At 68.5% G+C, this 15,718-nt stretch carries 10 protein-coding genes and 1 pseudogene; 6 read left to right on the forward strand and 5 right to left on the reverse strand.

Translation table 11 applies throughout. The features are described from left to right. Positions 1 to 61 precede the first annotated feature (61 nt). The 5 genes from ACFYWX_RS39540 to ACFYWX_RS39560 all read left to right on the forward strand — a co-directional run bounded on the left by ACFYWX_RS39540 (position 62) and on the right by ACFYWX_RS39560 (position 8,654). Positions 62 to 1,699, forward strand: coding sequence for a hypothetical protein (locus ACFYWX_RS39540; protein ID WP_389429894.1), 1,638 nt, complete (start codon positions 62 to 64; stop codon positions 1,697 to 1,699). Between the two features lie 109 nt (positions 1,700 to 1,808). After that, positions 1,809 to 2,900: a PASTA domain-containing protein gene (locus ACFYWX_RS39545; RefSeq protein WP_389429896.1), complete on the forward strand. Its 1,092-nt coding sequence runs from the start codon at positions 1,809 to 1,811 to the stop codon at positions 2,898 to 2,900. A 528-nt stretch (positions 2,901 to 3,428) separates the two neighbouring features. After that, positions 3,429 to 5,246, forward strand: a complete 1,818-nt coding sequence (locus ACFYWX_RS39550) for a DUF4357 domain-containing protein (protein WP_389429989.1) — start codon at positions 3,429 to 3,431, stop codon at positions 5,244 to 5,246. Further along, positions 5,243 to 6,487: an McrC family protein gene (locus ACFYWX_RS39555; protein WP_389429897.1), complete on the forward strand. Its 1,245-nt coding sequence runs from the start codon at positions 5,243 to 5,245 to the stop codon at positions 6,485 to 6,487. Before ACFYWX_RS39550 ends, ACFYWX_RS39555 begins: the two co-directional genes overlap by 4 nt. 40 nt (positions 6,488 to 6,527) lie before the next feature. Then, positions 6,528 to 8,654: a UvrD-helicase domain-containing protein gene (locus tag ACFYWX_RS39560; RefSeq protein WP_389429898.1), complete on the forward strand. Its 2,127-nt coding sequence runs from the start codon at positions 6,528 to 6,530 to the stop codon at positions 8,652 to 8,654. A gap of 39 nt (positions 8,655 to 8,693) precedes the next feature. Here the strand turns inward: ACFYWX_RS39560 and ACFYWX_RS39565 are convergent, their stop codons facing one another. The 3 genes and pseudogenes from ACFYWX_RS39565 to ACFYWX_RS39575 form a co-directional block, all read right to left on the reverse strand. Further along, on the reverse strand, positions 8,694 to 10,346 hold the full coding sequence (locus ACFYWX_RS39565; RefSeq protein WP_389429899.1) for an N-6 DNA methylase: 1,653 nt from the start codon (positions 10,344 to 10,346) through the stop codon (positions 8,694 to 8,696). A 443-nt stretch (positions 10,347 to 10,789) separates the two neighbouring features. After that, positions 10,790 to 11,083 (reverse strand): annotated as a pseudogene (locus ACFYWX_RS39570) (transposase); the annotation flags it as partial. Between the two features lie 498 nt (positions 11,084 to 11,581). Then, the gene (locus tag ACFYWX_RS39575) at positions 11,582 to 11,821 is read right to left on the reverse strand and encodes a hypothetical protein (protein WP_389429900.1); all 240 of its coding nucleotides are present in this window, start codon (positions 11,819 to 11,821) and stop codon (positions 11,582 to 11,584) included. A 192-nt stretch (positions 11,822 to 12,013) separates the two neighbouring features. Between ACFYWX_RS39575 and ACFYWX_RS39580 the strand changes: the two genes are divergently transcribed. After that, entirely contained in the window at positions 12,014 to 12,901 is an 888-nt protein-coding gene (locus ACFYWX_RS39580) for a universal stress protein (protein WP_389429901.1), read from the forward strand. Between the two features lie 73 nt (positions 12,902 to 12,974). Here the strand turns inward: ACFYWX_RS39580 and ACFYWX_RS39585 are convergent, their stop codons facing one another. Continuing rightward, on the reverse strand, positions 12,975 to 14,000 hold the full coding sequence (locus ACFYWX_RS39585) for a 6-phosphofructokinase (protein WP_389429903.1): 1,026 nt from the start codon (positions 13,998 to 14,000) through the stop codon (positions 12,975 to 12,977). A 200-nt stretch (positions 14,001 to 14,200) separates the two neighbouring features. Beyond that, positions 14,201 to 15,358, reverse strand: a complete 1,158-nt coding sequence (locus ACFYWX_RS39590) for an NAD-dependent formate dehydrogenase (protein WP_389429904.1) — start codon at positions 15,356 to 15,358, stop codon at positions 14,201 to 14,203. Positions 15,359 to 15,718: the final 360 nt, after the last annotated feature.

The raw sequence follows: 15,718 nt of genomic DNA on the forward strand, positions 1-15,718 counted from the left end.
GCCAACAGCTCACCGTCCCCTCGCGTCGCCTTGGGCACGCCTGCCGCAGAGGAGCAGCACGATGGACGCCCGCCGCTACCGCATGGTGGTCACCAGCCGGACCGACTACGTGCGGACCGGTGCACTCGTCGACGAGCAACTGCGCCACTGGCTCGCCCAACCACCCAAGCGCTACAACGTCGACGCATTCGCCGAGGGCCGCAACGAGATAGCCCGCGGAGTCACTCTCGACCACGACTCCGTCACCGGTGTCACCGGCACCTACGGACGATGGCGCCTGCGGGAGACCGCGCCCGACGGCACCTGGCAGACCACGGTCGTGACGCGTCAGATCGCCGACGGGCCGACCTGGGTCCAGCTCGACGTCGAGCACCTCCCCGACGACGCCGAGGCGGCCCCTGTGCCCGCCAAGACTCCCCGGCTCGCGAAGCACCTGCTGGAGGCGCTCGACGTACACGACGGCCTGGCGGACGTGACGGCCATGCCCCAAGTCGTCGAGGCGGAGGATGTCGAGGCGGTCATCGACGAACTGTGCGACGCCGACCGACGCCTTCCCGTCGTCATGGCGAGCACACCGTACGACGTGGACTTCGACGCCTGGCTGGAGGGGACGGTCGACCCTCTCGTCCGTCCCCTGGTGGGGTTGGCGATCCTTTATGTGCTTACTCCGGGAGCCGAGTCGGCCTTCAACCGGGCGTTGGAACACCATCGCGTGTACAACGGGGGAATCCGCACCTACCTGCCCGGCGTCGACCCGGCCTGGCCCGCCGACGGCCAGCGGCACCGTGTGATGTCGAAACGGCTGATCACCGAGAACCCTCGACTGGCCGCCCGTATCCTCAACCAGCTCCCTCAGGGACTCGCCACCCGACTCCCGCTGCCCGACGCCCTGGACTCCGTGCCGCTCATGCGCACACGGGCCAGGGACGGGGTCGGCGGCTCCGAACAGGAACGGCTGCGCGACGAGAACGACGCCCTGCACGAGATCCTGGAAGAGGCGGCACGCGAACAGCGCGTCAGAGCCGACGAGATCCGTGACCTCAAGCGGGAACTGCGTCAGGCGGAGAGCAACGAGGCCCAGGTCGTTGTCGACTACGACGAGCAGTACAAGGAACTCCACCGGGCCAAGGCGCAGATACGCGAACTACAGAGAGAACTCCTGAGGCTGGGCGCCGCCGAGCAGGCGTACGCGACCGTGGACCCCTCGGTCAACGCCCCCACGTCCTTCGCCGAGATCCTGGACCGGATCGGCGACATGCGACGCGTCCACTTCACCGGCCGGCGCAAGTACACCCTGGAACTCGACGACCAGGCCTACGGCTCGTCCTGGGTCCGGATGGCCTGGGACGCCCTGCTGGCCCTCCAGGACTTCGCGGAAGCCATCGCGAGCGGCAAGGCAAACAGCGACTTCAAGCAGTGGTGTGCGGACGCGCCCGAGGGAGCGCACGTCATCTCACCGCGCAAGGTCGTCAGGGACGAGTCGAAGTCCGTGAAGGCGAACGGCGACTGGAGCCGGGCGCGCACGTTCCCCGTGCCCCGCCACGTGCATCCGGACGGCAAGCTGTTCATGGGTGCCCACCTGCGGATCGGCGGAGGCAACACCATCGCGCCGCGCCTGCACTATTACGACGGAGCCTCTACCGATCACGGAATCTTCGTCGGCTACATGGGCCCGCATCTGACCAACACCATGACCTGAGGCGTCCACCCACAACGACCGCCGCACCCCGGCCGACAGTCCGACCCCAGACCATACGAGTCCAGGCCCGAACCAAACCCAGTCCGTACCCGAGGAGCACAGCGCCCGCGTGAACCCTTACAACACCCCTTCCCCGCTCCGCCCTTGGTGGAAGACCACTCCCGCCGTGCTCGGGCTGCTCGCCCTTGTCGCCCTGCTCGGCGCGTTGAGCTTCGGGCTCGGCGTCGTCGTGATGATCGCCGCCATGGTGGCGGTGTGGGTGCTGCCGCCGTGGCGCCGGTTCGCCAAGGTCGGCGCGACGTTCGGAACCTTCCTTCTGCTGACAGTCGGCGCGGGCCTGGGCGGGCAGCTCGACGACAGCGCCACGAAGCAGCCCGACGTAAAGGCGCGTGAAGACAGCAAAGCGAGCGCCGAGGCCGCGTCGCCCCCGGCCCCCGCGAAGGTCGTCAAGGCCGCTGACTACACCGGCAAGCCACTGAACGACGCGGAGAAGCTGGCGCGTTCCGCAGGCTTCACCACTGGTCACCACGACGCGGCCGAGGATGACCGCTCGATCATCATGCGGTCCGGATGGACGGTGTGCTTCCAGAAGGCCGACACAACCGCGAAGACCATCGACTTCGCGGCCGTCAAGAGCGTCGAGCCGTGCCCCGAGAAGGACGGCGGCGCGCTCCCGTGGCCGAAGATGCCGGACGTCGTCGGCGCCACCTACAACACGGCCGTCAAGGATCTGAAGCAGGACGGCATCGACCTCGACAGCGTCACGCTCGATGACGTCTACCTCGACATCGACACTCCCACCGCCGAGGAGGCAGCCGAGGACGGCGACGAGTGGCGCGTCTGCTTCCAGTCCCCGGACGAGGGAACCAAGGTCACCTCCACCACCACGGTCAGTCTCGACCTGGGCCGGTGGAGCGACGCCGACTTCGTCCAGGACTGCCCGAAGGCGAAGGACACGACCTACAAGATCCCGGCCAACGATCCCGACTACGAGAGCGACAACAGCACCGGCGAGGATGACGGTTCGACAGGCGGCGGCTCCTCGTCCTCGTCCGGCGGCTCCACCGGCGGCGGCAGCGTCGGCACCGTCCACCCCGGCTCGTTCTGTTCTCCGCAGGGAGCGACCGGCGTCACCAAGGCGGGCACACCCATGGTCTGCGGCCCCGGCTCCGACGGCCGCAACCGCTGGCGCTCCTCCTGACCCCACAAGAACCCAGAACTCCACAGCCGGTCGGTCCGGCGCACACTCCACCACCGGGGAACCCCATGCCGTACGCAACGAACGGGGCACCTCGTGGTCTCACCCGTGGTGCTCACCGAACTGGACTCCCTGCTGACCTCACGGATCGGCACCAAGGCCGCCACGAACGCGCTGGACTTCATCACCGGCCAGGCGGAGGCCCGCAGGTTCGAGGTCCCCGACACCGCACCGCACCTGAGAAGTGCCACGGCGGTGATGCGCGGGTACGTCGACGCGGACGGCGGTGCGGGAGTGGGTCTGGCGGACGCGATGAACGTTGCCCTGGCAGCGGCCTTCCAAACAGCCGATGTCTTCACGACGGACAGTCACTTTCGCGTGATGCGGCCTGACCGGGCAGCCCTCCTTCCGGCTGCTCCCCGACGACCTCTGACGTCCGCTCAGCGCTTTGTGCTCTGCCCAGAAGACGACTGTCAGAGGGAGACCCTACTGTTCTCGGTGGATCTTCTGGTTTGGGGGGAAGTGCTAGCGATGGCCGACAACGGTACGCAGTACCCAGTGTTCTGGCTGCGGTTGCCCAAGGGGGAGGGGATCGACCGGGCACGGGGGGTACTGCTGAACGAGACCGGAACGAACGGCAGCAGGAAGTTCCTGGTACAGGCGGGATCGCCCGCGCGTGAGCGCGCATCGGTCGCGCGGCAGGGCAGCGGCCCGTTCCGTCGGCGCGAGGAGTTGAAGAAGGCGGGCGTGTTGATTCCGTCCACGCACCGGCCAGGCTGGCTGGAACTCACTGAGGACGTGGTCTGCGGCTCCCCCTCCTTCGCCGCGGAGCTCTTGGTGGGAGCACCGCGTAACGGGTGGCTCGAGTGGCGGGCCGGCAACGGCACGCCACTGGCCGACTTCATGCCCGGTGTCTGGGCAGGCCCCAGCCGCCCCTGGCTCGTCCGCGGCTCGAACGTCACCGGCCACGACCTGGTCCAACGACTTTGGCTACCGGAGGGCCGCATCACCCTCGCCGCCTCCCGCCTCCGGCCGGGCGTGAGACAGGGCACCAGTAAGGAAGACCTGCGTGCCTTCGTGCAGGAGGACTACGAGTCCACGGCCACGTACAGCCAGAAGCAGCAACTGGTCGAGGATCTGCACGCGTTCTTGTCCCGAATGAAGCCCGGCGATGCCGTGTGCACCATCTCAGGCGGGCATCTGTACGTCGGTGAAATCACCGGCGGGGTGGAGCAGGTCGAGTCCGAGGACCGGCGGTCCAACCTTCGGCGGCCCGTTGAGTGGCAGCCGACCGGATATCCGTACGAGAGCCTGCCTGAGGAACTGCAGCAGAAGCTGTCGATCCAGCATGACGTCGTCGATCTCACCTCGGTCCAGGCTCACATCGAGGGGCTCGGTCTCACCAACCAGGAGCTGGTCGAGGAAGCTGAGGCCATAGAGCGGGACCCCAGCATGGAGATCCCGGCGATCACCGCCCGCCGCGATCTCGAGCTGCCGGAGCCCACGAACGAGCTGGCATCCGAACTCTTGGTGCACGACATCGCGTGGCTGCACGAAGTGCGTGATCTACTCGCGGACGAGCGTCAACTGGTGCTCTACGGCCCGCCAGGCACCGGCAAGACCTACCTCGCGCTGAAGCTCGCCGAGTTCCTCGGCGGTGGGCCCGAGCAGGTCAAGCTCGTGCAGTTCCACCCGTCGTACGCCTACGAGGACTTCTTCGAGGGCTTCCGGCCTCAGGAGGACCCGCAGACCCGAGAGGTCGCCTTCCGCCTCACCGCGGGCCCGCTGCGCGAACTCGCCGACCTGGCCTCCCGCGAGGGCAACCGGCACATCCCGCACTTCCTGATCATCGACGAGATCAACCGGGCCAACTTGGCGAAGGTCTTCGGCGAGTTGTACTTCCTGCTGGAGTACCGCAACAAGTCGGTTCGGCTGACCTACTCCGGCGACGACTTCGCGCTGCCGCCGAATCTGTTCGTCATCGGCACGATGAACACGGCCGACCGGTCCATCGCCCTCGTGGACGCGGCGATGCGCCGCCGCTTCGCCTTCGTCGAACTGTCTCCGCGTACTGAGCCGACACGCGGTCTGCTGCGCCGCTGGCTGGCCAAGGAGGGCAAGGACGCGGAGCCCGCCGACCTGCTCGAAGCGCTGAACTCCCGTATCGATGATCCCGATTTCCGTATCGGGCCCTCGTACCTGATGAAGAAGGGCGTGTACCGGAAGGGCGGCCTGGAGCGGACCTGGCGGACGAAGATCCTTCCCTTGATGGAGGAGCACCACTACGGCGAAGGTGTGGACATCGAGAAGCGGTACGGGCTGGCCGCACTGCGGGAGTCGCTGGGGTGACGTCCGCAGTGGACGCCGTGCAGTCCGTAGAGCTGGTCGAGCACGCGCCGGCGAGCCGTCTCGCCCTGCCGGATGCCGTCGGCCGTGCTCTCGCCGCTTCCGACGTCGTGGACGCGACCCCCGACCCGCACAGGCCCGGGCACTGGTTGCTGAGGGCCGGCAGCAAGGTCGGGGCCGTGGCTGTCACTGCACCGGGCGGCGGTGAACCGGTCACCGTACGCGTCACACCCAAGGTGCCCATCGTCCGTCTCTTCTTCCTGCTCGGCTACAGCCTTGATCCGAGAAGGAGTTGGCGAGACGGCGAGGTCGAGGTCGCCGAGCACCGCGATCTGCTGCCCGCGCTCGCCCACGCCGTGGAGCGGCAGGTGGACCGGGCGCTGCGGCAGGGCCTGTTGCAGGGCTATCGGGCGACTGAGGAATCCGCGCTCGTCGTCCGCGGCCGGATCAGGGAGGCCGAACAGATACGGCGGCGCTTCGGGGCGATGCTGCCGATCGAAGTGGCGTACGACGAGTTCACCACCGACATCGCGGAGAACCGCATCCTCCGTGCGGCCGTCGAACGTCTCCTACGCCTGCCCGGCATACCGCGCGACGTACGCCGCAGGCTGCTGCACCAGCGCGCCCGCCTGACCGACGTCACGGCGATCGTGCACGGACAGCCGATCCCCGACTGGCGTCCCACCCGCCTCAACTCCCGCTACCACCATGCCCTGCGTCTCTCGCGCGTCGTCCTGGACGGTGCCTCCGCCGAGCACGGCCCCGGCGATCTGCGCATCGACGGCTTCCTCTTCGACATGAACAAGCTCTTCGAGGACTTCGTGACGACCGCCCTACGGGAGACCTTCCAGGGCCGGGGCCGGGGTTCGGGCGGCCACACCGCCCGTCTCCAGGACTCTCACCACCTCGACGAGGCAGCCGCGATCCGCATGAAGCCGGACTTCGTCCTGTACGGGCCGGACGGCGCCCCGTGCGCGGTGGTGGACGCCAAGTACAAGGCCGAGCGACCGAGCGGTTATCCCGACGCCGACCTGTACCAGATGCTGGCGTACTGCACGGCCCTCGACCTGCGCGAAGGGCATCTTGTGTACGCGAAGGGCAATGCTCCGCACGCCGCCCACCGGGTACGCCACGCGGGCGTCGTCATCCATCAGCACGCCCTCGACCTGGACCAGGAACCCCCCGGACTGCTCACGGACATCGAGGAGGTGGCCCAGCAACTGGCGAACACACCGTGCGTATGATCGACTGCGGAGTGTCCGTCCAGGGTGGGGAGTTCACCTCGTGCCGCAGCTCGCGTTCGCCAACAGCTTCTGGGAGAGCTACGACGTCCTGGAGAAGCCCGTCAAGGCAGGCGTACGCAAGGCGATGCAGAAGTTCCAGCTGCTCTCCGTGCCGGAACTGCACGCGGACAAAGGGCTCCACCTCGAGTCCGTGCAGAACGCGCAGGACGCACGCATGCGGACCATCCGCATCAACGACTTCTGGCGCGGTGTCGTCCTCGCCCCGGATGACGGCAGTGATGTTTTCCTGCTCGTCAACGTCGTACGGCACGACGACGCGTACACCTGGGCCGCCAAGCGGCTGTACACGACGAACTCCGCGACGCGCGCGCTCGAAGTCCGCAACGTGGTCGCCATCGAGCAGCTGACCCCGGCCCTGGAAAAGGCGGCTGCCGCCGCCGACTCCCTGCTCTTCGCGAAGTACTCGGACACCGTGCTGCGCGAACTGGGCATCGACGACCAGGTGTTGCGTGCGGCGCGGACCATCATCGACAAGGCTCAGCTCAAGGCGTTCGAGACACTGTTGCCGGAGGACCAGTGCGAGGTGCTCCAGTACCTCGCCGAGGAGTTCAGCCCCGACGAGGTATATCGGGACGTGGTCGCCGTCCGCCGTCCGGTCGGCGCGGGCCCCGACCCCGACGAGAGCCTCGCCGTCGCCATCGCCAACACCACGAACCGCATTACTCTGGTCACCGGCCCCGAAGAGCTCGCGGACATCCTGGAGAAGCCGTTCACGGCCTGGCGGGTGTTCCTGCACCCTTCACAGCGCCGCGTCGCCTACCGGGTGTCGTACGGCGGCCCGGTCCAGATCACCGGCGGTCCCGGCACGGGCAAGACGGTCGCGGCCCTGCACCGCGTCAAGCATCTCCTCACGCGCTCGCCCGACACCCGCGTCCTGCTGACCACGTACACGAACGCCCTGGCCGCCTCACTGCGCGAGAACTTGTCCCTGCTCCTGGATGGTGACGAGGCGCTGCTCGGCCGCGTCGATGTGACCACGGTCAACGCCTACGCGCACGGCGTCGTGACCCGCCTCGACGGCAAGGCCCCCTCCCCCATGAACGATCGGGAGGAACGGCAGCTGTGGCAGCGTGTCGTCAAGCAACTGGGGTTGCCGTGGACCGAACAGTTCCTGGCTCAGGAGTACCGACACGTCGTACTCGCCCAGGACCTGCGCACACCTGACGCCTACCGCAGTGCCCTACGGCGCGGGCGCGGCAGTGCGCTGCCATCGACGCGACGCGACCAACTGTGGTCGGCCGTCGAGCTGTTCGAGTCGATGCTGCGTACGCAGAAGCTCACTACGCATCTGAAGGTGTGTGCGCGTGCGGCCGACCTCCTGACCGGATCGGCGGCCACGCACGACCACGTCGTGGTCGACGAGGCGCAGGATCTGCACCCCGCGCAGTGGCGTGTCCTGCGCGGCGCGGTGGCACGCGGCAGCGACGACCTGTTCATCACAGGTGACCCGCACCAGCGCATCTACGACTCGAAGGTGTCGCTCGGCTCCTTGGGCATCTCGGTGGCCGGCCGCACCCACCGTCTGCGCATCAACTACCGCTCCACGGAGGAGATCCTCGGCTGGTCGACCGGCATCCTCAGCCCGGTGTCGGTCGACGACCTGGGCGGCGAGGGCAGCGACAGCCTGGCCGGTTACCGCTCCCTGCTGCACGGCCGGAGGCCCCACGTAGACGGGTACGGCTCCGAGCAGGCGGAGGTCGCGGCGCTCGTCGAGCGCGTCGAAGGCTGGATCGACCAAGGCATCCGGCCGTCGGAGATCGGGGTGTGCGCCCGATTCAACGTGCTGCTCGACAAGGCTTACGACAAGCTGACCGCGGCCAAGATCCCGGTGGTCCGTGTCAGGGACAACCCGGGGCCCGGCGCGGAAGGGGTGCGGCTTGCCACCATGCATGCCATGAAGGGGCTGGAGTTCCGCTGCGTCACCGTCCTGGGAGTGACGGCAAGCGCGGTGCCGTTCGCCCGCGAGGTGACACCGGCCTCGGTGGACGCGCTGCAGCGCGACTCGGATCTGCTGCGGGAGCGGTGCCTGCTCTTCGTGGCGTGCACGCGTGCGCGGGAGGCGTTGGCGGTTACGTGGAGCGGGTCGGCCAGTTCGTTCGTGCCGTAACCGAATCGGCGTACAGGGCAAGCAGGGTGACGCTCTCCGTCAGCTGTCCGGGGCGAGCGCGCCGTTGCCGAGCCCGTCCCTTGCCAGGGTCGCCGCGTCCTGACTCAGCTCCACCACTCTCCGCGCTCGCTCCTCGAACTCCTGAAGCGCGCGGAAGGCTGCCCCGTACCGCTGTTGCTCGGTGATGTCCATCTGCGGGATGCGGGCGCCCTTGCCGTCGAGGCGGAAGGTGCCGCTGGTGCTCGTGGAGCGGCGGGTGTTGGCAGCGCTGCGCAGGAAGCCCTGAAGGTAGTCGGTGTCGAGCTGGTCGCTGATCGAGACCGGTTCCGGATCGCCGTACTCGACGAGCCCTGCGCGCGCAAGGTCAGCGACGCTGACGGTAGGTCCGTCCAGAGAGCTGGGGCCATCGCCCGCGACCAACGCCGGCAGCAACTCCGCCAACAGTCTCACCTGCTCGGTCAGCTCCCGTCGCAAGGTCTGATATTCAACCGCGTAGTTGCGATGGGAATCCTCGACATGACGGCCGGGCGTGAGGTCCACGGCATCGTCAAGCAGATCGATCAGGGGAACTTCCGCCATCTGCTCGGGGCCCGGTTCCAGTGAGCCGTCCGGATCGCCCGCCGTCAGATCGACCATGCGGACACTGGTGACGGCATCCCCGAGGGTCCGCGGGCGGCGCAGCTGCCAGAGGTGGACCGGAAGCGCATGCGAGGCCGCCGTGCCGGACGGAAGAGCGGTGACCTGGGTGAGGATGCCCCGTCGTACGAGCTCGGCGCGGATACGGCGGCCCGCCTTGCGGTAGGCGACCGAGGCGGGCAGGACCATGAGGACACGACCGCCGGGCGCGGTGTGCGCATAGGCGTGCTGCAGCCATGCGAGTTCGCCTTCGGCACGAGACGGGGTGCCGAACTCCCAGCGCGAGTCGAGCAACAGATCCTCACGCCCCCAGTCGGGTTCACCGACTGGGGGATCACAGACAACCAGGTCGGCCTTGAGGTCCGTCCACTGGTCGTCACGCAGGGAGTCCCCAGTGACGATGCCGACACCAATGCGCCCGGTGAGGTCGGCCCTCAGTTGCGCGAACACGGCCCTGTGGGCGTCGAACTCCTGCCCGCAGCGCCTGGGGCCTTGCCCGGGACCGACGGCGAGCAGGAGGGAACCGATGCCGCAGGCTGGGTCGAAGAGAGTCGCGTCAGGTGCCACCTCACCGGCGAAGTGGCATACGGCACGGACGACGCGCGGTGAGGTGGCCTGGTCCGATCCGGCCCGGCGTACGGAGTCGGTGAAGCGCTCCGCGAGGACACTCACCGCCTCTGCCGCGCCACCGCTCTCGGCCAGATCCCGCGCGAGCCGGACGACCTCCGCCGGAAGCTCCTCACGTGCCTCTCCCTCGCTGAGGAGACGGGCGACATCCACGAGCCCGCCGAGCATGTCGTCGCCGTACACTCCGCGCAGCGCCTGCCACAGCTGCACCTCCACGGAGACTTCCTGCCCCTTGCGCTGCCTGTCCAGCCAGGCCTGCACCTCAGCCAGGTCGAACAGCGGACTGTTGACACCCCCGCCGGTCGGCTTGGGGAAGTCGTCGTAACGTCGTCGCCAGTTCGAGACGGCGGCGCGGGTGACGCCCGCCAGCCTGGCGATCTCGGAGCCGGTGACCAGCGGGTTGACCTCTGGGGCGGGAGTGTCCGTCATACGGGCAACCGTACACAGGGCCCATCCCGCTATCAATGCATGAATTCGTTGACGACGTTAACAATAGATGCGGATGGCAACCTCGTGTACCGAATGTTAGGGCTATTTCCTAAGGCGCCTGCGGCGCCCCTGCTCGCTGGCCGGTGTTCTCCAGGAGGACACCGGCCAGTGCGTCGCGTGCCCACGCTTCTGCGACCAATGCGGCCATCCCGTCCGCTCGGCTGACAACCGGCTGCTGTGCACCGGGACTGCCGCCGCAGGGGCGAGCGGTTCGCGACCCAACAGTTCGGCCCGCGCTGCGGGAAGCCGGGTCATCTACGGGAGGACACCGGCTGGTGCGGGTCGTGCTCGCGCCCGGGTCCGCCCAAGCAGCCACCGCGGATGCCGCGAGCGCGGCCAACCGCGGCGACATGCCGGACTGTATTCGCGGACGATGAGGACCCGTACAGGTCGGCGATGCGGCGCATGGCGAGTCCGGGCAGGTAGGCGACCTTGCAGCCGGCGTCCCGGGCGACGGTCAGCGGGAGGGCGCCGATGGAGGCGGGCTGATCCACGATCACCAGGACGGTGCCGAACTTCGCGGCCAGCTTGTCGAAGACGGCCCGCAGTTTCGGCTCGCTGTTGGGCAGCTGCTTGTCGAGGACCTTTTCCCCGGCCGGGGTGAGTCCGTGGCCGTGGTGAGCGGATTTGCCGACGTTCAGGCCGAGGAACACGCCCACGTCTTCGGTGTCGAACATCGCGCCCTTCCAGGGGGGGGTGAACGTGCCGGCCTTGGCTGTGGTGTCGTACGCGCGCATCCACGTTATGCAGACCTGCCGCCCGCGAGCTGTCCGGCATTGCGCCGGACCGGGTGGTGGCCGGACCTCTTATCAGCGTCTCCGACGGCACCTCCCGGGCCCGGTGACACCACCCCCCAGGTCATGCCTTCGACAGGGGGAACAGTCATGCCGGGCCCGGAGGCCAGCGGCCCTCTTGCAGGACCGCGAAGAACATAACGGGGGTCTGGCGAAACGCTGAGGCTCGATAGAGCGCATCAGCGGGGATCCTTCGTTCCGACCACGCCCATCGCGCCCTCGTAGCCTCAGCACGGGTCATGGCGCATGGCGTGGGCGATAAGTTCGGCGACGAGTACGGCCGTGGCCGCCGGGCCGCGCAAACGCTGTCGGCCACATGGGGCGACCCGATCACTGACCGTCGGCACGGTCAGTCCGCGGTGAGCTTCTCGAACGGAGCGATCAGCGTCTGCCGCCCGGCATCACGGACTCGGCGGCCGGCCCGCGCTCGACCGGCACCGGCCGGCCGAGTACCTCGTCGACGAGGTGCGGCCCGAGGCCCGTACGCGAGGTTGCCCGCCGTGCCTGCGCCGGGGGACACGGGGTCGGCGGCAGCGGCTTGAGAGCCGCTTGGTCGCGGCCGGCCCGCTCCCGGATGACCTCCCGGTGCGTCTTGTGGATCTGGGCCCGCCGCTGAGGCACTCAGGCGGTCAAGGCGACGTCCGTCCCCTGGGACAGATCTCCCCGACGCGGCTGCGATGCGGGCCGCCAGGACCTTCGTCGAACCCGCATCCGGTCCGGGCGCCTGAGCGGTCCTGCCGTGGAACAGTGGAAGACAGGAGACACGGGCCGTGTGACGCCCGCGGAGGTGCAGGCAGGGCGAAGGAGGACGCGATGAGTCATCCTGTGCTGGCCGGTGTCGACGGGTCGGTACGCAGTTCGGCGGCGGCCGACTGGGCGGCGCGGGAGGCCGCGCTGCGCGACGTTCCGCTGCGTCTGTTCTGCGCCTCTCCACCGCTTCCGGGGACGACCGTGCCGGACCCGGCCCTCGACAGGCTGCATCACATGGGTTCGCGGATGCTCCAGCGAATGGTCGCCGACCTCGGCGACCGCTACCCGGATGTCGAGGTGCGGGGCGAGCTGGCCGATGTCGCCCCGGTCCCGGCTCTCCTCGCCGCGGCCCGCGGTGCCGGGCTCCTCGTCGTCGGCACACGGGGGACGGGCGGGTTCGAGGGCCTCGCGGTCGGCTCGGTGGCCCTGCGGATGGCTGCAGCAGCGCCGTGCCCTGTCGTGTTGGTCCCCCAGCGGCCAGGCACCTTCGGAGAAGGGATGTACGCGGCACGCGACGCTGCCCGGGTAGTGGTGGGGTACGACGCGCATCACCCGGTCGGTGAGGCGGCGGACTTCGCGTTCTCGGCCGCTGAGGCACGCGGAGCACTCCTGCGGGTGGTGCAGGCATGGGCGTTTCCTGCCGATGCCGTCTCCCCGCGGACGCTGGTGGTGACCGAGGAGGACCGCGCCACCTGGGAGGATCAGGAAGTCTTGCAGCTCTCCGACGCGCTGCGCGCGTGGCGGGACAAGTACCCCCGTGTGACGGTCCGCACCGATGTCCTGCTGCTCCATCCCGCGGAAGCGCTCTTGAACACGTCCCGGGGTGCCGCCCTGCTCGTCGTCGGCCGCCGCACCGATCCCCAGGCGGCCGAAGGCCGACTGGGCCCGGTCACACACGCCGTACTGCACCACGCCCGCTGCCCGGTGGCGGTCGTACCGTACGCCGCATGACGGTCGGCCCGAGGTCTGATGGCGAACGCCAGGTCCTGTGGCGGATCGGTGATCCGGTGAGGTCCAGGGCCGGTCAGCCGAAGAACACCTCGAACTCGTCGTACAGCGATGGATCGACCAGCTTGGTCTTCTCGGTGGCATCTGCGAGGGGGAGGCGGACGATCCGGGTGCCCTGCAGGGCGACCATGACGCCGAAGTCACCGTCCTTGACCGCATCGATGGCGTGCAGCCCGAAGCGTGTGGCCAGCCAACGGTCGAACGCGCTCGGGGTGCCGCCGCGCTGGATGTGACCCAGGACCGTGGTGCGGGCATCCTTGCCCGTACGCTCCGAAATCTCCTGAGCCAGCCACTCCCCGATGCCGGACAGCCGCACATGGCCGAACTCGTCCAGCCTCTGGTCCTTGAGGATCATCTGTCCCTCTTTGGGGGCTGCCCCCTCGGCGACCACGACGATCGGCGCATAGTTGATCTTGAACCGGCTCTTCACCTGCTCACAGACCTGATCGATGTCGAACGGCCGCTCCGGGATGAGGATCGCGTTGGCGCCACCCGCGATGCCGGCGTGGAGTGCGATCCACCCGGAATGCCGCCCCATCACCTCCACCACCAGGGTGCGCATGTGTGACTCGGCGGTGGTGTGGAGGCGGTCGATGGCCTCGGTGGCGATGCCGACGGCGGTGTCGAAGCCGAAGGTGTAGTCGGTGCCGGAGACGTCGTTGTCGATGGTCTTCGGTACGCCGACCAGGTGGATCCTCTGCCGGCTCAGTTCGGTGGCCACGCCGAGCGTGTCCTCGCCGCCGATCACGACGAGCGCGTCCACGTCGTGCGTGGCAAGGGTGTCCTGCACGCGTCGCAACCCGTCCTCGTGCTTGAACGGGTTGGTGCGGGAGGAGCCGAGGATGGTCCCGCCGCGGGGAAGAATCCCCCGCACGTTGGAGATGTCCAGCGGCATGACATCACCCTGGAGCAAACCGAGCCATCCGTCCCGCACTCCGACGAAGTCGAAGGAGAATTCCTGGACGCCTTTACGGACGACGCTGCGGATCACGGCGTTGAGGCCGGGACAGTCACCGCCGCCGGTCAGCACTCCGACCTTCATGAGCTTTCTCCCATCCGCTGGTCACCCCGCCTGGTCGCAGCCTTCTCGGCGATGAAAAACGCTGTGGGGGCAACACGGACCGCCTCCTTCCAGCCTCCCTCCGTTCGATCCGCAGTGGCCACTCAACGGGCGCCGCGTCCAGGCTGCTCGCACCCGTTCGCGGGCCCGGTCGACGTCCTCCAGCACGGGTAGGAGCAGGGTCAGACCGTGTAGGAGCGAGCCCCGGTCCCGGCCAGCCTGCCGCCCTCCACAATGAGGTACTCCTGACGGATGGGGCGGTGGTCGAACCAGCACTCCAGGATTTCCCGGACGCCTGCCGCGTACCTGGCCTGCGCGGAGAGCGTCGAACCTGCTACGTGCGGGGTCATGCCCTCGTGCGGCATGGTGCGCCAGGGGTGGTCCTCTTCCGGCGGCTCCGGGTACCAGACGTCACCGGCGTAGCCGGCCAGATGGCCTCGTTCCAATGCTCGTACCACGGCGTCCCGGTCGACGATCAGCGCGCGGGCTGTGTTGACGAGATACGACCCGCGCTTCATCGTCGCCAGCATCTCGTCGTCGAAGAGGTTCACCGTCTTCGCGTGAAGCGGCGCGTGGATGGAGAGCACGTCGACTGCGGCCGCCAGGGAGCGGACGTCCGCATGCCAGGTCAGCCCCAGCTCCCGCTCGAGCTCCGATGGCAGTCTGTGCGCGTCGTTGTAGTGCAGTTTCACATCGAACGGCTTCAGTCGGCGGAGCACTGCCACGCCGATCCGTCCGGCGCCGAGGACGCCGACGTCCATGCCCTCCAGGTCGTAGTTCCGCGAGACGCTGTCAGCCACGTTCCACCCTCGGCGGGCGGTGACCCACTCGTGGGCGGGCAGATAGTTGTGGAGGAGGGCGAGGATGTGCATGACCGCGTGCTCCGACACGCTGATGCTGTTGCTGTAGGTGATCTCCGCAACGGTGAGGTCGTGCTCGATGGCGCTCGGAAGGTCCACGTGGTCCGAACCGATCCCGGCTGTGATCGACAGCTTCAGGCGCGGCGCGCGCCGGATCCGGTCAGGGGTCAGATAGGCGGGCCAGAACGGTTGCGAGATCACCACTTCGGCGTCGGGGAGTTCCCGTTCCAGCACGGAATCGGGCCCCTCCTTGTCGGAGGTGACGATCAGTGTGTGGCCCCGGTCCTCCACGAACGGACGCAGACCGAGTTCGCCGGAGACGCAACCGACCAGCTCGCCCGGCCTGAAGTCGAGGCCATGGGGGGTGGGCGTCGTCTGCCCTCCGGGATAGCTGCTGATGACGGGAATCTCGTCCCGGGCATGCCTGGGCGGGTAACCGTCAACGGGATCCGGATAAAGTACCGTGAGGATCTTTGCCATGGCCGTGCCTCTCGTCGAAGGCCGGCGCGCAGGAGTAGTCAGACAACCGCGTACGCGCTCCGGCCGACCTTCCTGTCGTGCGCCGAGTGCCCGACCCGGCGCACAACAAAACGGGTATGGGGCCGACTCCCCTCCACAACGCGAAGGCTCCCGCGTGCCCCGCCGGGATTGCCCCATCCCCCAGTCGGCGGTGACTCCCGGTCGAGTGCCCAGCAGGAGCCGTACTGCCACATGCGCGACGACGTAATCGCCGACCCTGGGGCCGACCGAAGGCAGCCGCACGTTATCGCTCCGCTGCGTCGAGGACGGCCGGGGGGAAGTCCGACGGGACCATGTACGCGGGCGGCGATTCACCCAGCC

Source organism: Streptomyces sp. NPDC002888 (assembly GCF_042888465.1).
Lineage (GTDB): Bacteria > Actinomycetota > Actinomycetes > Streptomycetales > Streptomycetaceae > Streptomyces.